Genomic DNA, 18,505 nt, shown 5'->3' on the forward strand with positions numbered 1-18,505 from the left:
CCCTCGAACATTATCCGGGCATGGCGGAGGAAGAGATTGCGCGCCATGTCGCCGAGGCGGAACAGCGCTGGCCGCTGCTCGGGGTCACGGTCATTCACCGCTTCGGCCGCATGCAGCCCGGCGACAATATCGTGCTCGTCGTCACCGCCTCCGCGCACCGGCAGGCGGCGTTCGAAGCGGCCTCGTTCCTGATGGATTATCTGAAGACGCGCGCACCGTTCTGGAAACTCGAAGAGCGGCCGTCCGGCACCGATTGGGTCGCGGCGAAAGAGGCTGACGACGACGCGGCGGCGCGCTGGGTGAAGGAGCGGTCGTAGGCAATTTCGGTTGAGGCGGAGTCGCCTCACCGATTTCTTGTCATGCCCCGCGAAAGCGGGGCATCCAGTAAACTCTTGAAGCAGTTGTGTTGACTGGATCGGCCGCTTTCGCGGGCGATGACAGTGAGAGAGGCTCACGCCGCCTGGTCTTTGGCGTATTGCGCAACGCCGTGACCCATCGACCAGTTCTCGGGCAGCGTCTCGACCAAATTGATGAAGACATCCTCCGGGCGCAGGCCCGGATTGGCGGCGAGCTTTTCCACCACGCGGCGGTACAGCGCCTTCTTCTGCGCAAAGCTCCGCGTGTTGCTGACGGTCAGCTGCACGATCACGAGATCGTCGCTGCGCGCAACGCCGAGATAATTCGGGCTGCCCCTGAAATCGACCCCGTCATGCTCGGTGACCACCATGAAGTAGTCGTTCTCGGGGACGTTGTAGGTCTCGCGCATCGCCTCGTAGAGGCCGTCGAGAATGGCTTGCCGGTAGGCGGCCGGCTTGCCCCGGCGCAGGAAAACACGGGTGAGCGGCATGGTTCTGTCCTCCTCGGAATGAACTGGCAGAGGACTTAGCGCCGGATTGATCATTCGAAAATAATATGAAATCATATTTCAATGATATTCATTTGTTATAATAGGCCATGAAGGCGCTCGACATCGAAACCGTCCAGGCTTTTGTCCTCGTCGCCGATCTTTCGAGCTTCACCCGCGCCGCCGAGGCGATGGATTCGACGCAGGCCGCGGTGAGCCTGAAGATCAAGCGCCTCGAGGATGGGCTCGGCCGGCGGCTGTTCGAACGGACGCCTCGGCGCGTGCGTCTCACCGCCGCGGGAGAGACGTTCCTCGAGCGGGCGCGCACCCTGATTGCAGCCCACGGCAATGCGCTCGATGCCTTCTCGGTCGAGCGGCGGCGGCTGGCGGTCGGCATCAGCGATCATGCCGTCGGCGGGGAATTGCCGCTCGTGCTTCAGCGCGTGAAGCGCGCCGAGCCGGGCCTCGTGCTGGAAATGCATGTCGGCAGCTCGCGCGACCTGCTCGCGTCATTCGACAATGGCGCGCTCGATGCCGTGATCGTGCAGGGGCATGACGCCGGGCGGCGCGGTGGCGAAGTGCTGCTGTCCGAGAGTTTCGGCTGGATGGCCGCACGCGATTTCGTGCATCGCCCCGGCGAGCCGCTGCCGCTCGCAGGTCAATCCGACATTTGCGGGATGCGCAACATGGGCGTCAGCGCGCTCGACCAGTCCGGCATTCCCTGGACAGAGGTGTTCGTGGGCGGCGGCGTCGGCACCATCGCCGCCGCAGTATCGGCGGGGCTTGCGATTGCCGTGCTCGGCCGTCGCGTCGCACCGAAGGACTGCGTCGATGTCGGCCCGGCACTCGGGCTGCCGCCGCTGCCGACGCGCGAACTCGTTCTCTATGCGAGTATGTCCGATCCCGCGGCGCGGCAGTCGCTCAAGACGCTTGCGGCCGCCATCCGCTCGACGGCGGCCTGACGATCAGGCCGCGCGCGACTTCGGCTGCACTTCGGCGGTGTAGTCGTCCATCAACTGCTTGGTGATGGCGCCGGGCGTGAAGGTCCACTTGTCGATCTGCGCCACCGCCGTGACCTCGGCCGCGGTGCCGGTGATGAAGCATTCGGAGAAGCCCGTCAGTTCTTCCGGCATGATGCGCCGCTCGATCACCTCGAAGCCGCGGCGCTTGGCGAGATCGATCACCGTGCGGCGGGTGATACCATCGAGGAAGCAATCCGCCGTCGGCGTATGGATCTTGCCATCCTTGATGAAGAAGATGTTGGCGCCGGTGCATTCGGCGACCCGCCCTTCCCAGTCGAGCATCATCGCATCGGCGAAGCCGCGACGCTCGGCGCGGTGCTTCGACACCGTGCAGATCATGTAAAGGCCCGCCGCCTTTGCAAGACAGGGCGCGGTGCGCGGGTCCGGACGCCGATATTCCGCAAGGTCGAGCCTGATGCCTTTCAGCCGCTGCTCGGGATCGAAATAGCTCGGCCATTGCCAGGCGGCGATCGCGAGATGGATGACGTTGTTCTGCGCCGACACGCCGAGTTGCTCCGACCCGCGCCAGGCAATCGCGCGCACATAGGAATCCGGCATGTTGTTCTTTTCGATCACGAGGCGCTTGGCGGCGTCGATCTCGGCGACCGAATAGGGAATATCGAAATCGAGGATATTGGCCGACCTCCTCAGCCGCTCGGAATGCTCCGTGCTCTTGAAGATCACGCCGCCATAGGCGCGCTCGCCTTCGAACACCGCGCTCGCGTAATGCAGCCCGTGCGTCAGGATGTGGATCTTCGCGTCCGGACCGGAGACGAGCTTTCCGTCGAACCAGATCGCTCCCGGCAGGTCATGGAAGGACACGGACATCAGCTTCCTCCTTGGCGAAGCTCGGCCGGACACTCATCAGGCCCTTTTGCCTGATCCGTCCATTGCCATTATTGTCCGACCAGGATTGGCGCAGATGCGCCGGAACCGGCCGGCCCCATAAAGCAGGATATTTCGTTCCAGTGCCAGTTTCGGTAACAATCTTCCGAAATTATGTCAATAGTGCTGACCTAAATAACCGCAGAAACTCAGCATGCCCCTGACCTCGCTCCGCGATCGCCTTGCCATTCTCGAAGCCGCCCCCGCGCGGCCAGCCGGGGAGCCGGTCTGGGACCTGATCGAGCTCCTGTTCTTCGCCTATCGCGATTTCGTGGCGGACGCGGACGAGGCGCTGGCGAAATTCGGGTTCGGCCGCGCCCATCACCGGGTGCTGCATTTCGTGACGCGGCATCCCGGCATCAAGGTGGCCGACCTCCTCGATATCCTCAACATCACCAAGCAATCGCTTGGCCGCGTCCTGAAGCAGCTCGTCGATCAGGGCTATGTGCTGCAGAAGGAAGGCGAGAGCGACCGGCGTCAGCGCCTTCTTTATGCCACGCCGAAGGGCGAAGCGCTGGCCATGAAGCTTGCCAGCCTGCAGACCGAACGGATCGCGCGCGCTCTCACCGATATCGGTCCCGGCGCGCATGAGGATGCCCGCAAGTTCCTGATCGCGATGATCGATCATCGCGAGCGGGATCACGTGCTGCAATTAATCACGCGTGCCGACAGGCTCAGACACGCCAAGCCCTGAGGCCCGTCGATGGAGATTACCCGCGCGGCTCCGCCAAGTCCGGCCGACGATGCACCGCATCTCCTTGTGGTGGACGACGACCGGCGCATTCGCGACCTGTTGTCACGCTTTCTCGCGGCGGAAGGCTATCGCGTCACCACCGCCGACAATGCCGCCGAGGCGCGTGCGAAGTTGCACGGCCTGCATTTCGATCTCCTGATCCTCGACGTCATGATGCCTGGCGAGAGCGGCTTCGATCTGGCGAAGTCGCTGCGCTCGACATCGAGCGTGCCGATCCTGATGCTGACCGCACGCGACGAGACTGCCATGCGCATCGAAGGCCTGCAGATCGGCGCCGACGATTACGTCGCAAAGCCCTTCGAGCCGCGCGAATTGTCGCTGCGCATCAACAATATTCTCAAGCGCGCACAGCCCGCAGTTCCGGTGCCGGTGGAATCGGTGCGGTTCGGCGAATTCGTGTTTCACATCTCGCGCGGCGAACTGAAGCGCGGCGAGGACATCGTCCGCTTGACCGATCGCGAACGCGACATGCTGCGGGTGCTCGCAGCAACGCCGGGCGAGACCGTGCCGCGGCTTGCGCTCGCAGGCAACGATCCCGCGGTGAACGAGCGCGCCGTCGACGTGCAGGTGAACCGGTTGCGTCGCAAGATCGAGAAAGACCCCGCCAATCCGTTATTCGTGCAAACCGTGCGCGGCATCGGCTATCGGCTGGTGGTCTCACCCTGAGCGGAAGGCATGCAGCGCACCGGGCACGCAGCACCCTCGGCCAATCGTCCCCTTCGCGGGAATGAGCGGTGTTACGGAAGGCTGCGATGACCAGTCTCGACATCGGCCTTCAAACCATTCGCTCCGCAGCCTACCGCGTCAACTCGGCCTGGGACCGTCTCGGCCGGACCATCAAGCGCTTCATGCCGACCGGGCTCTATGCCCGTGCGCTGCTGATCATCATCGCGCCGATGGTGATCCTGCAATCGGTGGTCGCCTTCGTGTTCATGGAGCGGCACTGGAACTCGGTGACGCAGAAACTCTCCTCGGCGGTGGTGTCCGACATCGCGGCGTTGATCGATGTGTATCGCGGCTACCCGCAGGACGCGCAGAGCACGCAGATCCGGCGGATTGCGCAGGAGCGGCTCGGCCTCGTGGTCGATTTTCTGCCGGCCTCCGAAATGCCGCCGCCGGGACCGAAGCCCTTCTTCTCGCTGCTCGACCAGGCGCTGTCGGTGGAATTGCGCAAGATCAAGCGCCCGTTCTGGATCGATACGGTCGGCAAATCCGCGCTCGTCGAGATCCGCATCCAGCTCGACAATGCGGTGATGCGCGTGCTGGCGCCGCGCAGCGCCGCCTATGCGTCGAACTCGGAGATTTTCCTGTTCTGGATGGTCGGCACCTCGCTGGTGCTGCTGACGGTCGCCATCATCTTCCTGCGCAATCAGATCCGGCCGATCCTGCGTCTCGCCGATGCCGCGGAAGCGTTCGGCAAGGGCCGCGACATGCCGAATTTCCGGCCGCGGGGCGCGCGCGAGGTGCGGCGCGCAGCGGTCGCCTTCATCGAGATGAAGCTCCGTGTCGAACGCGCGATCGAGCAGCGCACGACGATGCTCGCCGGCGTCTCGCACGACCTGCGCACCATCCTCACCCGCTTCAAGCTCGAGCTGGCGATGCTCGGCAATGCACCGGAGATCGACGCGCTGAAAAAGGACGTCGAGGAAATGCAGCGCATGCTCGAGGCCTATCTCGCCTTCGCCCGCGGCGACATGGGCGAGCAGGCCTCGCCGACCGACATGGCGGCGTTCCTCGAAGAACTGAAGGACGACGCCGAACGCACCGGCCACAAGGCGAGTGTCGAATTCACCGGTCAGCCGATCGTCACCGTGAAATCGGCCGCCTTCAAGCGCTGCCTCGCCAATCTCGTCACCAACGCGGCGCGCTACGCGCATTCGATCGCGATCACCGGACATCGCGACCACCGCTGGCTCACCGTCACCATCGACGATGACGGCCCGGGCATACCGGTCGCGCAGCGCGAGGAAGTGTTCAAGCCGTTCCTGCGGCTCGACGATGCCCGCAACCAGGATCAGGGCGGCACCGGTCTCGGCCTCGCCATCGCCCGCGACATCGCCCGCTCGCATGGCGGCGACATCATGCTCGGCGATTCCCCGCTCGGCGGTCTGCGCGCGACCGTACGCGTGCCGGTGTGAATGCAAAAAGCCCCGGCGAGGGCCGGGGCTTTCGCTTTAGTCCGCTGGCGGACGAGCTTACGGGCAGAACCAGAAGCCGTTCACGACCACGCAGCCAAGCATCTGCCAGTTGGCCGGACGCGCGCCATATTGCCGCCAGCCGGGAGGGGCGACGTAATAGGTCGCACCCGGCACCCAGCGCTTGCCATGATGCCAATGCACGTGCCCGTGGCCGTGACCGTGGTGAGGCCGGCCATGGTGGCCGTGGCTGTGCGGCTTGCCGTGATGGCCGCCCTTGCCGCCGTGATGGCCGCCCTTGCCGCCATGATGGCCACCCTTGCCACCGTGACCTTTGCCGCCGCCGTGGTTTTTGACCTGGATAAGTTGCGAATCCGGAAGGCTCATCGTGTTCGGGCCGACCGGCGCTGCGGCGGCGGGAGCCATCAAGGCTGCCGAGACCACGAGCGCGGGAGCGATCTTGAGAATGAGTGACATGGTGTCTCCTGGACTGAGGGACGCATCGCCTCCGCACGGAGGGAGCAATCGCCCAGCTACAGCGTTCAAGATTAACAAAGCGTGGTCATTTCCATGCGACAGATCGCGCGGCGGCCCTGTCTCGCGCCCCGGAAAGACCATGTTGCAAAGCCATCCGACAGCACGACCCATTGGCCTAACGCTTCGCCTCCGATAGAGCATGCCCATGATCACCCAATCCATCGACCTTGCCCGCGAGACTGAAATCGGCTCGCACGGCATCTCCGACGCCGCTCTTGAGCAAGCGCTCGCGCGTTGCGAGGCCGCGCTCGAGTGGCTGCGCGCGCGTCATGCCGATAACGGCCTGCGGCTGCTGCATCTGCCGGCCGAACGGGGCGACCTCCCAGCGGTCGAGGCGGCGGCGAACGCCCTTGCCGAGGGTGCGACGGATATCGTTTTCCTCGGCACCGGCGGATCGAGCCTCGGCGGACAGACCCTCGCCCAGCTCGCCGGCTATGCGGTGCCGGGCGTCGGCTCATTGCGCGTCGGGCCGCGCATCCATTTCATGGACAACCTCGATCCCATGAGCTTCGCGCTGCTGCTGGCGCGGCTGCCGCTTGCGACATCGCGCTTCGTCGCGATCTCCAAGTCCGGCGGCACCGGCGAGACGCTGATGCAGACCGCGGCCGCGCTGTCCGTCTGCAAGGCGCAGAATGTTGCGATCGACGAAGTGTTTCTGGGGCTGAGCGAGCCGGCGAAGCCCGGCAAGCGCAATGCGCTGCGCGATCTTCTCGAACCGGAAGGCGTCGCCTTCCTCGATCACGATACTGGCGTCGGCGGGCGGTTTTCGGCGCTCACCAATGTCGGCCTGCTGCCGGCTGCGATCCTCGGCCTCGACATGGTCGCACTTCGCGAAGGCGCGGCGTCTGCTCTTGCGCCGGTGCTGGCGGGAAAGCCCGCGCGCGAAGTCCCCGCAGCGCTGGGCGCCGCCCTGTCGGTCGCGCTCGCCGAAGACAAGGGCAAGAGCATCTCCGCGGTGATGGCCTATGCCGACCGGCTGGAAAAGTTCGTCAAATGGTACGTCCAGCTCTGGGCCGAAAGCCTCGGCAAGGACGGCAAGGGCACGACGCCGCTCGGCGCGCTCGGCCCGGTCGATCAGCACAGCCAGTTGCAGCTTTTCATCGCCGGCCCGCGCGACAAGCTGTTCACGGTGATCACCACCGCCGTCGCAGGCAAGGGCCCCGCGATCGACCCCGCTCTCGCCAAGCGCGCGGGCGAACCGGATTTCGGCGGCAAGACCATCGGTGATCTCGTCGCGGCACAGGGACGCGCGACAGCCGAGACGCTGGCAAAGAACGGCTGCCCGGTGCGCACCATGCATCTCGATACGATCGACGAGAGATCGCTTGGTGAACTCCTCATGCATTTCATGCTGGAGACGATCATCGCAGCCCAGCTTCTGGGCGTCGACGCCTTCGACCAGCCCGCGGTGGAAGAAGGCAAGGTGCTGGCGAAGCGCTATCTTGCCGGGAAGGAATAACCCTGCCCTGCGGACGGTGTGCCTTCATGTCCGACGCCGCCCACACGATCGTCCCGCTCTACCAGCGCCACGCGCAGGCCTATGACCGGCTGCGCGCCCGCAATCTGTTCGAAAAATCCTGGCTCGATCGCTTCGCGGCATTGGTGCCCGCCGGCGGCTGCGTTCTCGATATCGGATGCGGCATGGGCGAGCCGATCGCGCACGACCTGATCGCACGCGGCTTCCGCGTCACCGGCATCGATTCATCGCCGGCGCTGATCGAGATCTGCCGCGGCCGTTTTCCGCGGCAGACGTGGGACGTCGCGGATATGCGCGACCTCGCGCTCGGGCGGACCTTCGACGGCCTGATCGCCTGGGACAGCTTCTTCCACCTGACGCCGGACGACCAGCGGCGCATGTTTGCGGTCTTTCAGGCGCATGCAGCTCCGGGCGCCGCGCTGATGTTCACCAGCGGTCCGGCTTTCGGTGAAGCCATCGGCACATTCGAAGGCGAGCCGCTTTACCACGCGAGCCTCGATCCGGACGAATACCGCGCGCTTCTCGCAGCGCACGGCTTCGACGTGGTGCAGCATGTCGCCGACGATCCGGCGTGCAACGGTCACACCGTCTGGCTGGCGCAGCGGACGTGACGACCTCATTCATATTGTCGCGCGAATAGCGCTACACTGAACCCATGATCCGCATCACCGACACCATCAGTCTCGACGAGGACGAGATCGAGGAGAGCTTCGTGCGCTCGTCCGGTCCCGGCGGGCAGAATGTCAACAAGCTCTCGACCGCGGTGCAGCTTCGCTTTGACGTGCGGCGTTCGCCCTCGCTGCCGAACGATGTCGCGATCCGGCTGATGAAGCTCGCGGGCAAGCGGCTCACCAAGGACGGCGTCCTCGTCATCATCGCACAGACCAACCGCACGCAGGAGCGCAACCGAGCCGAAGCGCGGGAGCGGCTGATCGAATTGATCCGCGAGGCGTCGGTGAAGCCGGTACCGCGGCGCGCCACGAAGCCGACCAAGGCCTCGAAAACCAAGCGCCTCGAAGGCAAGAAGCGCCGCTCGGACGTGAAGGACAAGCGCGGCAAGGTCCGGCTGGATTGACGGGGCGTCCGCGACGGCGATCATTCGGTCATGGATTGCTTCGTTGCGCTGCGCTCCTCGCAATGACGCGAAGCATGGGGCCGTGAGGGGGAGTAAAGCGGGGCGAAGCCGCGCCGACGAACCAATTCGTTCTTGACGTTACTAGGAATATATGTCTAATTCCGGTCACCTCGCTCAACGAGGGGCGTCAACCGGTGACGCCGATTGATGGAGCGGGGTGCGGCGCCTGCGCGCGCGGTTTCGTCGGCCGCGCTCCCGGGCTGCATGGGGGCACCGCCCGGGGTCACTAGGGACCCCTGCCGGGAGCCGGCTGACGCCATGCGCAGCTTGAGGCGCATGGAGGCAAAGCGCGGCCCCATGCAGATGAATCGCCGCGATGATGCGCCGTAAGGCGGCCGCGCGTCAGAAATGGCGTGCGGCACACCAGGAATGCCCTGCGTCTTTCGGCGCATCATTCCCCTCACCCTTCCGCAATTGCGGCGTCCCCGCGCCGGCCAAATAACAGGGGCGATGACGCTCGCGCGCGTCCACCCCCCGAATCCGGTAAAGTCCCACTATGCCCGTTCGTCAGCTTTCCGAGGCCCTGGTCAACCGCATCGCCGCTGGCGAGGTGGTGGAGCGGCCTGCCAGCGCCGTGAAGGAACTCGTCGAGAACGCCCTCGATGCCGGCGCGCGGAAAATCGAGATCGTGACCGACGGCGGCGGCCTGCGGCTGATCCGGGTCACCGACGACGGCTCCGGCATGACCAAGGCCGATCTCTGCCTTGCGGTCGAGCGCCATGCCACCTCGAAGCTCGCCGAGAACGACGACCTGATGGCGATCGCGACGCTCGGATTTCGCGGCGAGGCCTTGCCCTCGATCGGCGCGGTGTCGAAGCTCACCGTGGTGACGCGCCATGCCGGCGAGCCGCACGCCTGGGCGCTGGATGTCGAGGCCGGCTCCAAATCTGCGCCCGCTCCGGCCGCGCTCAAGTCCGGCACCCGCGTCGAGGTCCGCGACCTGTTCTATGCGACCCCGGCGCGGCTGAAATTCATGAAGAGCGAGCGGGCCGAAGGCGAAGCCGTGCGCGAGGTGGTGCGGCGGCTCGCGATGAGCCGGCCCGATGTCGCCTTCACCCTTGCCGGAGAGGAGCGCGCGCATGTCACCTGGCCGGCGGCGCTGCCGGGTCCGGCCGGACGGCTGGCGCGGCTCGGCGACATTCTCGGCGCCGATTTCCGCGACAATGCGGTGGAGGTGCGCGCCGGCCGCGAGGGCCTCTTCGTTGAGGGCTTCGCGGCGCTGCCGACCTATTCCCGCGCCAATTCGCTCGGCCAATATCTGTTCGTCAACGACCGGCCGGTGCGCGACAAGCTCCTGATCGGCGCGGTCCAGGCCGCCTATGCCGATTATCTGCCGCGCGGGCGCTATCCTGCGCTCGCCCTGTTCGTCAGCATCGATCCGCGCGAAGTCGATGTGAATGTCCATCCGGCCAAGACCGAGGTGCGGTTTCGCGATCCCGGCCTCGTGCGGAGCCTGATCCTCGGCGCTCTGCGCGAGGCGTTGACGCGGGAAGCGGGCCGCGCCGCAAGCACCGGCGGCGAAGCGACGATCAGCGCGCTGCGCCCGGCATCGTCGCCGCCACGGGGCGGATGGGACTGGCGGCGTTCGCCCGCAGCGCCCTACCCGGTGCAGTCCTTCCCGTCGCACGGCAACGCGGCGCTCGGTCTCGCGGAGGCGGCGCAGGCGGTGTTCGATGTCGGCCCCGCCGCTGCCAGCGCGCGCGTCGAGACGATCGCGCCCGCGGCCGATGCGCTCGACAAGCCGCTGGGCGCGGCGCGTGCGCAGGTGCACGACACCTACATCGTGTCACAGACCCGCGACGGACTCGTCATCGTCGATCAGCATGCCGCGCATGAGCGGCTGGTCTATGAGCGGCTGAAGGCGGCGGTGGATCGAGACGGCGTCCCGCGCCAGATCCTCCTGATCCCCGAGATCGTCGAGATGGACGAAAGCGATGTCGCACGGCTGACCGCGCGCGCGTCGGAGCTTGAGAAATACGGCCTTGTCCTGGAGAGTTTCGGACCCGGCGCGGTCGCCGTGCGCGAAACGCCGTCGCTCCTTGGCGAGATCGATGCGGCGGCGCTGGTGCGCGATCTCGCCGAGCACATGGCGGAATGGGACGACGGACTGCCGCTGGAGCGCCGGCTGATGCATGTCGCCGCCACCATGGCCTGCCATGGCTCGGTGCGCGCCGGACGCCGGCTGAAGGCGGAGGAAATGAACGCGCTGCTGCGCGAAATGGAGATCACGTCGAATTCCGGACAATGCAATCACGGCCGCCCGACCTATGTGGAGCTGAAGCTGACGGATATCGAGCGGCTGTTCGGGCGGAAGTGATTGCTCATGTCCGCGTCATCGCCATTGCGACGGGCTTTAAGCCAGCCGCAAAAACACAATCTCCGTATCGTCGTAATCCCGGCGCTCGATCTCCTCGAACCCCTCCGGCGTCACGAACGCGTTCTTTGCTTCCTCGACCACGATCAGCACGTCGTCCCTCAGCCATCCGCCGGAACGGGCCGACGCAAGCGCCTTCTCCGCGAGCCCCTTGCCATAGGGCGGATCGAGAAACACCAGCGAGAACGGCTCGTTCGGATGCACGTCACCGAGCCTCGTCGCATCGCGCCGGAAGATGCGGCTGATGCCGGCGGTGCCCATCGTTTCCACGTTCTGCCGGATCAACGCACGCGCCTCCGCGCCGTCATCCACGAACAGCGCGAACGCCGCACCGCGCGACAACGCTTCCAGTCCGAGCGCGCCGGTGCCGGCAAACAGATCGAGCACGCGCGCATCAGTGACCGGATCGCCATAGGCATGCGTCAGGATGTTGAAGATGGATTCGCGCGTGCGGTCCGAGGTCGGCCGGATGCCTTGCGATCGCGGGCCGGTGAGCGTGCGGCCGCGAAACCTGCCGCCGACGATGCGCATCAGAATGTCCGCTTCGGCCGTTTGCCGCGCTGTTCGCGCTTGACGCGGCCGGTGGCGGGGCGATCCGACGTGCGGAAACGGTCGCGCGACGGACGCGCGGCCTTACCTTTCGGCTTCGCCTCGTCCGCGCGCGGCTTGCCTGCGTGCTGCGGCTTGGTTGCGTGCGAGGGTTTCGGTGAAGCCTGCTTCGGAAGCTTTGCAGCTCTGCCGCGCTCACGCGGATGGGGCACAATGAGATCGTCGTCGGGCTCGGGTTCCGTGATGACGCTGATCGGCCCGGTGAAATCCGCCTCCGACTCTTTGGCGATACGCTCGCCGAGCTGCTCGCGCAGATGCCGCGTCCGCACTTCTTCGACCGCGCCCTCGGGAAGTTCGCCGAGCTGGAAGGGGCCGAACGAGACGCGGATCAGGCGATTCACCTTCAGCCCGAGATGCTCCAGCACATTGCGCACTTCGCGGTTCTTGCCCTCGCGGATGGCGAAGGTCAGCCAGACATTGGCGCCCTGCACGCGATCCATCGTCGCCTCGATCGCGCCGTATCGAATGCCGTCGACCGTCACGCCCTTGCGCAGCGCATCGAGCTGCGGCTGCGTCACCGTGCCATGCGCCCGCACCCGATAGCGCCGCAGCCATCCGGTGGACGGCATTTCAAGAACGCGCGCAAGCCCGCCGTCATTGGTCAGAAGGAGCAGGCCTTCGGTATTGAGATCGAGCCGCCCCACGCTGACGACGCGCGGCAGGGTCTTCGGCAGCTTCTCGAAAATGGTCGGGCGCTTTTCGGGGTCGGCATGCGTCGTCACGAGGCCGCGCGGCTTGTGATACAGGAACAGCCGTGTGCGCTCGCGCTGCGGCAGCGGCTTGCCATCCACCGCGATCTTGTCCCGCGCCGTGACGTTGAGCGCGGGCGACGAGATCACGGCGCCGTTCACCGACACGCGTCCCTGCGAGATCCAGGCTTCCGCCTCGCGCCGCGAGCACAGCCCGGCGCGGGCCATCACCTTGGCGATCCGGTCGCCCGCGACACTCGATTCTTCCTGTTGAGCCATAGGCAGTCTTATGCCGGGCATTGGCGCACGAATAAAGCGCCCATATAAGGACGCCGATGTCGCGAAGCTTCATGGACCAGGCGCTGGATCTCGCCCGGGCCGCCGCGGCGGCCGGCGAGGTTCCGGTCGGCTGCGTGGTGGTCCGCGATGGTGCCGTCATCGCAGGGGCCGCCAACCGCACGCTTACCGACCGCGACCCGACCGCCCATGCCGAAATCGTCGCGCTACGCGAGGCCGCGCGCATTCTGGATACCGAACGCCTGACCGATTGCGACCTCTACGTCACGCTCGAACCATGCGCGATGTGCGCGGGCGCCATTTCCTTCGCCCGCATCCGCCGCCTGTATTACGGCGCGGCCGATCCAAAAGGGGGCGCGGTGGACAATGGCGTGCGGTTTTTCGAAGCCGCGACCTGCCATCACCGGCCGGAGGTCTATGGCGAGATCGGGGAGCGCGAAGCCTCGGCGCTGTTGAAGGACTTTTTCGCGGCGCGGCGCTAGGCGGCCAGCAGCGTCCCGAGCTTCTCCCGCAACTCGGCCCGGACCGGCTCGGACGCGCGCAGGATCGCGCTCGCCCGCAGGAAATCGAGCGCACGGAAAACCCCGACATTCGGCCGCAGCACGATGTCGGGCGCGCCATGCTTCATCTTCTCGTCGATGATTGTCTGCGCCATGACAAGAATTGTCGCGAGATAACATTCGAACGTATCGGGCATGTCGGTGCAGTCCGCGGCCGGGGGACCTGCCACATCGACGGCAATGATGATATCGGCAATACCGCGCACGCGATCGAACGGCAGCGGATTGGTGGCGCCGCCGTCGACCATGACGCGGCCGTCCACCACGACCGGACGGCTGAGCCCCGGAATCGCCATCGAGGCCGCGATCGCAGCGCGAAGCGAGCCCGACGAAATCGCCGCCTCGCGCCGCGCATAGAGGTCCGAAGCGATGATGGTGAGCGGGATCTGCAACTCGCGGAAATCGTTCGGCACGCGATCGGGCAGGAATTGCGCGCAGAATTTCTCCGCGTCGATCAGCGCGGCACTGCGAAGTCCGGACGCGATCAGCGATCCGATGCTGCCGCCGGCGCGGGCGGCGATCAGCTTGCTGAATACGCCCGCACGATCGCGCGCCAGCGCCATGACATGCTTGCGGAGCTCCGCCCCGCTCATGCCCGCAGCATAGGGTGCGCCGATCAAGGCACCGATCGACGTACCGGCAATGGCGACCGGACGGATGCCCAACTCGTCCAGCGTTTCGAGCACGACGATGTGAGCGAGCCCGCGCGCGCCGCCACCGCCGAGGGCAAGCGCAACGGTTTTCATCGCGCGCCCGCGTCCTGCGCGAAGCGCCACGCCGTGGCTGCGAGCGGCCGGATCATCGCCGCTTTCGCCGGCGCATGCTCGCTTGTCGCGGTGCCGTCGCGAACGCGGCCGATGATGCCCTGCAGGATCGCGGCGATGCGGAAGAAATTATAGGCGAGATAGACATTCAGATGCGGCCGCGGATCGAAGCCGGTGCGCGACACATAGAGATCGACATAATCGGACAGCGACGGCAGCCCGAGGGCGGCGAGATCGAGCCCCACGAGTGATCCCGTGCCGGCACGGCTTTCCGAATGCGGCATATGCCATTGCATCAGATGATAGGTGAAATCGGCGAGCGGGTCGCCAAGCGTCGCCAATTCCCAGTCCAGCACCGCGATGATCTCGGGACGGTCCTGCGCGACCACGGTGTTGTCGAGGCGGTAATCCCCGTGCACAACGCGCACCGCCTGCTGCGGCGGCACGTTCCGCGGCAGCCATTCGATCAGCCGATCCATGTCCGCGATGGTTTCGGTCTCCGACGCGCGATATTGCTTCGACCAGCGGTCTACCTGGCGCGCGACATAGCCCTCGCCGCGTCCGAAGTCGGACAGGCCGATGGCCGACGGATCGAAGCTGTGCAGCTTCGCGATCGTGGCATTCATCGAATCGTAGACCGCAGCGCGCTCGGACGGCGTCGCGCCGGGCATGTCCGGGTCCCAGAAGACACGGCCGTCGGCAAAGCTCATCACATAAAAGGCGGTTCCGGCGATGCTGTCATCGGCGCAATAGACCAGCGCCTCGGGCACCGGAAAGCCATGCTGCGACAGCGCCGAAATGACACGGAATTCACGATCCACCGCGTGAGCCGACGGCAGCAGCTTGCCGGGTGGCTTGCGGCGCAGCACGTAGCGCCGGTGCGGCGTCTCCAGAAGATAGGTCGGGTTGGACTGGCCGCCGCGAAACTGGCGTATCGTCAGCGGGCCGGCGAAGCCAGCGATCCGGCCCTTGAGATAATCAGCAAGGCGCGCCGCATCGATCGCCAGCGCAGGCGCCACCTCCTTCGTTCCGGAAAAGGCCGCCTGCCGGTCGATGCCTGTCATGGCTCGTCAGGAACGGAAGAACTCGAGCAACGCGCGTGACGTCGCCTCCGGATTTTCCTCGGCGAGGAAATGGCCGGAGTCGATCGGCTTGCCCGACACCTCCTTCGCCCAGTCCTTCCAGATTGCGAGTGGCGAATTTTCGGCCGGAATGCCGGCGGCGCCCCACAGCGCGATCATCGGCGCAGAAATCTTGTTGCGTGCGGCGTGGTCGAACTCGTCATGGCCGAGATCGGTGGTCGCGCCGGCGCGATAATCCTCGCACGTCGCATGGATCCGCAGCGGATCGGAGAAGAAGGCGTGGTAATGCGCAAGCGCCCGCGGATCGAAGGCCGAGAGGTCCTTGGCCTTGGTCCAGCTCGCCATCTTGTAATCGAGATATTCGATCGGCGCCTTCTCGATCAGCATTTCCGGCATCGGGTATTTCTGCGCGAGAAACGGCCAGTGCCAGACCTTCATGGCGAGGGTGTGGTCCATGCGGTGCCACATCTCGAAGGTCGGAATGATGTCGAGCACCGCGAGCTTGATCAGCCGGCCCGGATGGTCGAGGGCCAAGCGATACGACACCCGGCCGCCGCGGTCATGTCCCGCGAGATAGAAGCGCGCATAGCCGAGCTTCTCCATCAGCTCGACCATGACTTTCGCCATCGAGCGCTTGTCGTAGGGCGCGTGCCCCTTGCCGGAGCGCGGCGCAGCCGACCAGCCATAGCCCGGCAGGTCGGGCAGGATCAGGCGGAATTTGGCGGCCAGCGCGGGCGCCACCTTGTGCCACATGACATTGGTTTGCGCGTAGCCGTGGAGCAGCAGTAGCGGCGGACCGTCGCCCCCGGAGCGCGCGAACATGCGGCCGGCCTGGGTGTCGATCCAGTGCGATTCAAATCCGGGATAAAGATCGGCGAGGTCGGTCATGGCCATGCCGTTCTAGCCGATGCGTCTCATGGACGCCATGCCGGAACGATGTCGGTATGCACGAAGTCGTCGCCCTTGAAGAGAAGTGGAAGATCGCGGGTCTTGGCGAGCGCGTACGAAAAGCAATCGCCAAGGTTAAGGCGCGCACGGTGTCGGCCTTTGCCATACAGATCGAAAGCGGCGACGCTTGCTTCTGCGAGAATTGGATCGACAGCAACGATTTCAATTCTGAATTCTTCAAACAATGCACTGACTTTTTGAGCTGCAGTGGTTTTTGATCGACCAGTCAGCGCCATGACGGCTTCAACATATGAGACGGCCGAGCATTGGGCGCCGTCAGTTTGATCCAGGATATTGATGAAGGTCTCACGCTCGCGTTCACGGGCGACGACCGCAAACAAAGCGGAGGTATCCACCACGATCACTTTGGAAGGCCATGCTCGTCATAGCCGATGATTTCTTCAGCAGATCGTGGATCGTCGACCGGCAGTGAATCGAAATAAGCCAAGAGCTCCGCGAGCTTCTCGCGGTCGATGCGCCCCTTTTTCGTCTTGGGTCGAAGCCGCTGCAGCTTTTCCTCGACCGCATGGTCGACCGCATCAGTAATGCTCTCGCCGGTGCGCTCGGCGAGTTCCCGGATTTTTGCTTCAGTGTCCGGCTTCTTGATAAAAATGCCCATTGCGGGCCTCGTATATACTCCAATGATCTGAGTATATATGACCGGCGCATTTGCTGCCTAGGCCTGCTCCCGCTCGATCGCCCGCCGCCCGATGTCACGCCGGCAGAAGCCGTCGGGCCAGTCGATCCGATCGACGGCCGCATAAGCCTGCCGCTGTGCCTCCGCGACATTGCGGCCGATAGCGCAGACATTCAGCACCCGGCCGCCATTGGCGAGGATGCGCCCATTCTCCGCCCTGGTTCCGGCGTGGAAGATCTGCACGCTCTCGACCTTCGCGGCTTCGTCGAGGCCGCCGATCACCGTGCCCTTCTTGTAGTCGCCCGGATAGCCTTTGGACGCCATCACGACGGTCAGTGCAGCGTCGTCATACCAGCGCAGATCGAAGGACTTGAGCACACCGTCGCGCGCAGCCATCAATGCCGGCACGAGGTCGGATTTCAGCCGCAGCATCAGCACCTGCGTCTCCGGATCGCCGAAGCGCACGTTGTATTCGATCAGCTTCGGACCATCCTTGGTGATCATGAGGCCGGCGAAGAGTACGCCCTTGTAGGGTGAACCCATGGCCGCCATGGCGCGCAGCGTCGGATCGATGATCTCCGTCATCGTGCGTCTGGTCATGTCCGGCGTCATCACCGGCGCCGGCGAATAGGCACCCATGCCGCCGGTATTCGGACCGCGGTCGTCGTCGAAGGCACGCTTGTGGTCCTGCGCGGAGGCAAGCGGGATCGCTGTGGTGCCGTCGCACAACGCAAAGAACGAGGCTTCCTCGCCGTCGAGAAATTCCTCGATCACGACCTCCGCTCCCGCTGCCCCGAGCCCGCCCTCGAACATCATGTCGATCGCCTGCAACGCCTGATCGACATTTTCCGCGACCACGACACCCTTGCCCGCGGCAAGCCCGTCCGCCTTCACCACGATCGGCGCGCCGTGCTTGCGCACATAATCCTTCGCCGGCTCCGGCGCGGTGAAACGCTCATAGGCCGCGGTTGGAATCGCATGGGCGCGGCACAGATCCTTGGTGAAGCCTTTCGAGCCTTCGAGTTGCGCTGCCGCCCTGCTCGGTCCGAATGCCTTGATCCCGGCCGCTTCAAGGTCATCGACGATCCCGGCGCAAAGCGGCGCTTCCGGCCCGACCATCACGAGGTCGATTTTCCTGTCCTTGCAGAAGGCGATCACTGTCGCATGGTCCGCAGGATCGAGCGCGACGCATTCGGCCTCCTGTGCGATCCCGGCATTGCCCGGCGCACAATAGAGGCGATCCACCAGCGGGCTCGCCGCGATCTTCCAGGCCAGCGCATGTTCGCGCCCGCCGGAACCGAGCAGAAGGATGTTCATTCGTCGCGAAAGGCCTTATTTCGAGGTCGTTTGTGTAGCATGAAGGTCTCGACCCGCAAGCGAATCGCCAAAGATGTCTGAAGCCGCCCGCATCAATGTTGTGGAATTGAGCGTCTCCGAGGTCTCGCAGGCGCTCAAACGCACGGTCGAAGACAATTTCAGCTATGTGCGCGTCCGCGGCGAAATTTCCGGCTACCGGGGGCCGCATTCGTCCGGCCACGTCTATTTCGCCCTCAAGGACGAGGGTGCGCGGCTCGACGCCGTGATCTGGAAGATGACCTTCAACCGCATGCGGTTCAAGCCCGAGGAAGGGCTGGAGGTCATCGTCACCGGGCGCATCACGACCTATCCGGGGCGCTCGAATTATCAGATCGTCATCGAGACGCTGGAGCCCGCGGGCGCCGGTGCGCTGATGATGCTGCTCGAGGAGCGCAAGAAG

At 65.2% G+C, this 18,505-nt stretch carries 21 protein-coding genes and 1 pseudogene; 11 read left to right on the plus strand and 11 right to left on the minus strand.

Annotated elements, in window-relative coordinates:
• Positions 1 to 317: molybdenum cofactor biosynthesis protein MoaE (locus VN004_RS10830; RefSeq protein ID WP_325609814.1), on the plus strand; the 317-nt coding region annotated here is incomplete at its 5' end.
• A 134-nt stretch (positions 318 to 451) separates the two neighbouring features.
• Here the strand turns inward: VN004_RS10830 and VN004_RS10835 are convergent.
• Positions 452 to 847 (minus strand): tautomerase family protein, encoded by a 396-nt coding sequence (locus VN004_RS10835; protein ID WP_325609816.1) that lies wholly within the window; start codon positions 845 to 847, stop codon positions 452 to 454.
• A gap of 107 nt (positions 848 to 954) precedes the next feature.
• Between VN004_RS10835 and VN004_RS10840 the strand changes: the two genes are divergently transcribed.
• Positions 955 to 1,806, plus strand: coding sequence for a LysR family transcriptional regulator (locus VN004_RS10840; protein ID WP_325609818.1), 852 nt, complete (start codon positions 955 to 957; stop codon positions 1,804 to 1,806).
• A 3-nt stretch (positions 1,807 to 1,809) separates the two neighbouring features.
• Here VN004_RS10840 and VN004_RS10845 read toward each other — a convergent pair whose 3' ends face one another.
• Entirely contained in the window at positions 1,810 to 2,694 is an 885-nt protein-coding gene (locus tag VN004_RS10845) for a branched-chain amino acid aminotransferase (protein WP_325609820.1), read from the minus strand.
• A 211-nt stretch (positions 2,695 to 2,905) separates the two neighbouring features.
• Here VN004_RS10845 and VN004_RS10850 point away from each other — a divergent pair, with 211 nt between their 5' ends.
• From VN004_RS10850 to VN004_RS10860, 3 genes are all read left to right on the plus strand, one after another.
• On the plus strand, positions 2,906 to 3,445 hold the full coding sequence (locus tag VN004_RS10850) for a MarR family winged helix-turn-helix transcriptional regulator (protein ID WP_325609822.1): 540 nt from the start codon (positions 2,906 to 2,908) through the stop codon (positions 3,443 to 3,445).
• A 9-nt stretch (positions 3,446 to 3,454) separates the two neighbouring features.
• Positions 3,455 to 4,171: a response regulator transcription factor gene (locus VN004_RS10855; RefSeq protein WP_325609824.1), complete on the plus strand. Its 717-nt coding sequence runs from the start codon at positions 3,455 to 3,457 to the stop codon at positions 4,169 to 4,171.
• Positions 4,172 to 4,257: 86 nt separating this feature from the next.
• Positions 4,258 to 5,643 carry an ATP-binding protein gene (locus VN004_RS10860; RefSeq protein ID WP_325609826.1) on the plus strand — a complete coding sequence of 462 codons (1,386 nt, stop codon included), beginning with the start codon at positions 4,258 to 4,260 and terminating at the stop codon, positions 5,641 to 5,643.
• Positions 5,644 to 5,700: 57 nt separating this feature from the next.
• Here the strand turns inward: VN004_RS10860 and VN004_RS10865 are convergent, their stop codons facing one another.
• Entirely contained in the window at positions 5,701 to 6,117 is a 417-nt protein-coding gene (locus tag VN004_RS10865; RefSeq protein WP_325609827.1) for a hypothetical protein, read from the minus strand.
• A 205-nt stretch (positions 6,118 to 6,322) separates the two neighbouring features.
• On the opposite strand from VN004_RS10865, the gene VN004_RS10870 reads away from it, so the two are divergent.
• The 4 genes from VN004_RS10870 to mutL all read left to right on the plus strand — a co-directional run bounded on the left by VN004_RS10870 (position 6,323) and on the right by mutL (position 11,106).
• Positions 6,323 to 7,636: a glucose-6-phosphate isomerase gene (locus VN004_RS10870; RefSeq protein WP_325609829.1), complete on the plus strand. Its 1,314-nt coding sequence runs from the start codon at positions 6,323 to 6,325 to the stop codon at positions 7,634 to 7,636.
• Between the two features lie 26 nt (positions 7,637 to 7,662).
• Positions 7,663 to 8,265 carry a class I SAM-dependent methyltransferase gene (locus VN004_RS10875; protein WP_325609831.1) on the plus strand — a complete coding sequence of 201 codons (603 nt, stop codon included), beginning with the start codon at positions 7,663 to 7,665 and terminating at the stop codon, positions 8,263 to 8,265.
• Between the two features lie 44 nt (positions 8,266 to 8,309).
• Positions 8,310 to 8,729, plus strand: a complete 420-nt coding sequence (arfB, locus tag VN004_RS10880; protein ID WP_325609833.1) for an alternative ribosome rescue aminoacyl-tRNA hydrolase ArfB — start codon at positions 8,310 to 8,312, stop codon at positions 8,727 to 8,729.
• Between the two features lie 556 nt (positions 8,730 to 9,285).
• Positions 9,286 to 11,106 (plus strand): DNA mismatch repair endonuclease MutL, encoded by a 1,821-nt coding sequence (gene mutL, locus VN004_RS10885; protein ID WP_325609835.1) that lies wholly within the window; start codon positions 9,286 to 9,288, stop codon positions 11,104 to 11,106.
• Between the two features lie 36 nt (positions 11,107 to 11,142).
• Here mutL and rsmD read toward each other — a convergent pair whose 3' ends face one another.
• Together rsmD and VN004_RS10895 are read right to left on the minus strand one after the other, a co-directional pair.
• Positions 11,143 to 11,694 (minus strand): 16S rRNA (guanine(966)-N(2))-methyltransferase RsmD, encoded by a 552-nt coding sequence (gene rsmD, locus VN004_RS10890; protein ID WP_325609837.1) that lies wholly within the window; start codon positions 11,692 to 11,694, stop codon positions 11,143 to 11,145.
• Positions 11,694 to 12,713, minus strand: a pseudogene (locus VN004_RS10895) (pseudouridine synthase); the annotation flags it as partial. The pseudogene VN004_RS10895 and the gene rsmD, both read right to left, overlap by 1 nt.
• 83 nt (positions 12,714 to 12,796) lie before the next feature.
• Here VN004_RS10895 and VN004_RS10900 point away from each other — a divergent pair.
• Positions 12,797 to 13,240 carry a nucleoside deaminase gene (locus tag VN004_RS10900; RefSeq protein WP_325609839.1) on the plus strand — a complete coding sequence of 148 codons (444 nt, stop codon included), beginning with the start codon at positions 12,797 to 12,799 and terminating at the stop codon, positions 13,238 to 13,240.
• On the opposite strand, the gene VN004_RS10905 is transcribed toward VN004_RS10900, so the two are convergent.
• Genes VN004_RS10905 through purD form a run of 6 tightly spaced genes read right to left on the minus strand, consistent with a single transcriptional unit; the run spans position 13,237 to position 18,066 of the window.
• A complete protein-coding gene (locus VN004_RS10905) occupies positions 13,237 to 14,064 on the minus strand; it encodes a patatin-like phospholipase family protein (RefSeq protein ID WP_325609842.1) in 828 nt (275 codons plus the stop codon). The genes VN004_RS10900 and VN004_RS10905 overlap by 4 nt on opposite strands.
• The gene (locus tag VN004_RS10910; RefSeq protein WP_325609844.1) at positions 14,061 to 15,146 is read right to left on the minus strand and encodes a phosphotransferase family protein; all 1,086 of its coding nucleotides are present in this window, start codon (positions 15,144 to 15,146) and stop codon (positions 14,061 to 14,063) included. The genes VN004_RS10905 and VN004_RS10910 overlap by 4 nt, the downstream gene beginning before the upstream one ends.
• Positions 15,147 to 15,152: 6 nt before the next feature.
• Positions 15,153 to 16,052 (minus strand): alpha/beta hydrolase, encoded by a 900-nt coding sequence (locus VN004_RS10915; RefSeq protein ID WP_325609853.1) that lies wholly within the window; start codon positions 16,050 to 16,052, stop codon positions 15,153 to 15,155.
• A 26-nt stretch (positions 16,053 to 16,078) separates the two neighbouring features.
• Entirely contained in the window at positions 16,079 to 16,477 is a 399-nt protein-coding gene (locus tag VN004_RS10920; protein ID WP_325609846.1) for a type II toxin-antitoxin system VapC family toxin, read from the minus strand.
• A complete protein-coding gene (locus VN004_RS10925; RefSeq protein WP_325609848.1) occupies positions 16,474 to 16,731 on the minus strand; it encodes a type II toxin-antitoxin system VapB family antitoxin in 258 nt (85 codons plus the stop codon). The genes VN004_RS10920 and VN004_RS10925 overlap by 4 nt, the downstream gene beginning before the upstream one ends.
• A 57-nt stretch (positions 16,732 to 16,788) precedes the next feature.
• Complete coding sequence (purD, locus tag VN004_RS10930) at positions 16,789 to 18,066, minus strand: phosphoribosylamine--glycine ligase (protein ID WP_325609850.1); 1,278 nt, start codon at positions 18,064 to 18,066, stop codon at positions 16,789 to 16,791.
• A 73-nt stretch (positions 18,067 to 18,139) separates the two neighbouring features.
• Between purD and VN004_RS10935 the strand changes: the two genes are divergently transcribed.
• Positions 18,140 to 18,505: exodeoxyribonuclease VII large subunit (locus tag VN004_RS10935; protein ID WP_325609851.1), on the plus strand; the 366-nt coding region annotated here is incomplete at its 3' end.

The organism is Pseudorhodoplanes sp. (genome assembly GCF_035565855.1).
Lineage (GTDB): Bacteria > Pseudomonadota > Alphaproteobacteria > Rhizobiales > Xanthobacteraceae > Pseudorhodoplanes.

Coding starts and splice junctions, on each gene's coding strand:
- VN004_RS10925 (WP_325609848.1), bottom strand. CDS start 16,731: ATGGGCATTTTTATCAAGAAGCCGGACACTGAAGCAAAAATCCGGGAA.
- VN004_RS10835 (WP_325609816.1), bottom strand. CDS start 847: ATGCCGCTCACCCGTGTTTTCCTGCGCCGGGGCAAGCCGGCCGCCTAC.
- VN004_RS10910 (WP_325609844.1), bottom strand. CDS start 15,146: ATGACAGGCATCGACCGGCAGGCGGCCTTTTCCGGAACGAAGGAGGTG.
- VN004_RS10850 (WP_325609822.1), top strand. CDS start 2,906: ATGCCCCTGACCTCGCTCCGCGATCGCCTTGCCATTCTCGAAGCCGCC.
- purD (WP_325609850.1), bottom strand. CDS start 18,066: ATGAACATCCTTCTGCTCGGTTCCGGCGGGCGCGAACATGCGCTGGCC.
- VN004_RS10905 (WP_325609842.1), bottom strand. CDS start 14,064: ATGAAAACCGTTGCGCTTGCCCTCGGCGGTGGCGGCGCGCGCGGGCTC.
- VN004_RS10870 (WP_325609829.1), top strand. CDS start 6,323: ATGATCACCCAATCCATCGACCTTGCCCGCGAGACTGAAATCGGCTCG.
- VN004_RS10855 (WP_325609824.1), top strand. CDS start 3,455: ATGGAGATTACCCGCGCGGCTCCGCCAAGTCCGGCCGACGATGCACCG.
- arfB (WP_325609833.1), top strand. CDS start 8,310: ATGATCCGCATCACCGACACCATCAGTCTCGACGAGGACGAGATCGAG.
- VN004_RS10845 (WP_325609820.1), bottom strand. CDS start 2,694: ATGTCCGTGTCCTTCCATGACCTGCCGGGAGCGATCTGGTTCGACGGA.
- VN004_RS10865 (WP_325609827.1), bottom strand. CDS start 6,117: ATGTCACTCATTCTCAAGATCGCTCCCGCGCTCGTGGTCTCGGCAGCC.
- VN004_RS10860 (WP_325609826.1), top strand. CDS start 4,258: ATGACCAGTCTCGACATCGGCCTTCAAACCATTCGCTCCGCAGCCTAC.
- VN004_RS10840 (WP_325609818.1), top strand. CDS start 955: ATGAAGGCGCTCGACATCGAAACCGTCCAGGCTTTTGTCCTCGTCGCC.
- rsmD (WP_325609837.1), bottom strand. CDS start 11,694: ATGCGCATCGTCGGCGGCAGGTTTCGCGGCCGCACGCTCACCGGCCCG.
- VN004_RS10915 (WP_325609853.1), bottom strand. CDS start 16,052: ATGACCGACCTCGCCGATCTTTATCCCGGATTTGAATCGCACTGGATC.
- VN004_RS10900 (WP_325609839.1), top strand. CDS start 12,797: ATGTCGCGAAGCTTCATGGACCAGGCGCTGGATCTCGCCCGGGCCGCC.
- VN004_RS10875 (WP_325609831.1), top strand. CDS start 7,663: ATGTCCGACGCCGCCCACACGATCGTCCCGCTCTACCAGCGCCACGCG.
- mutL (WP_325609835.1), top strand. CDS start 9,286: ATGCCCGTTCGTCAGCTTTCCGAGGCCCTGGTCAACCGCATCGCCGCT.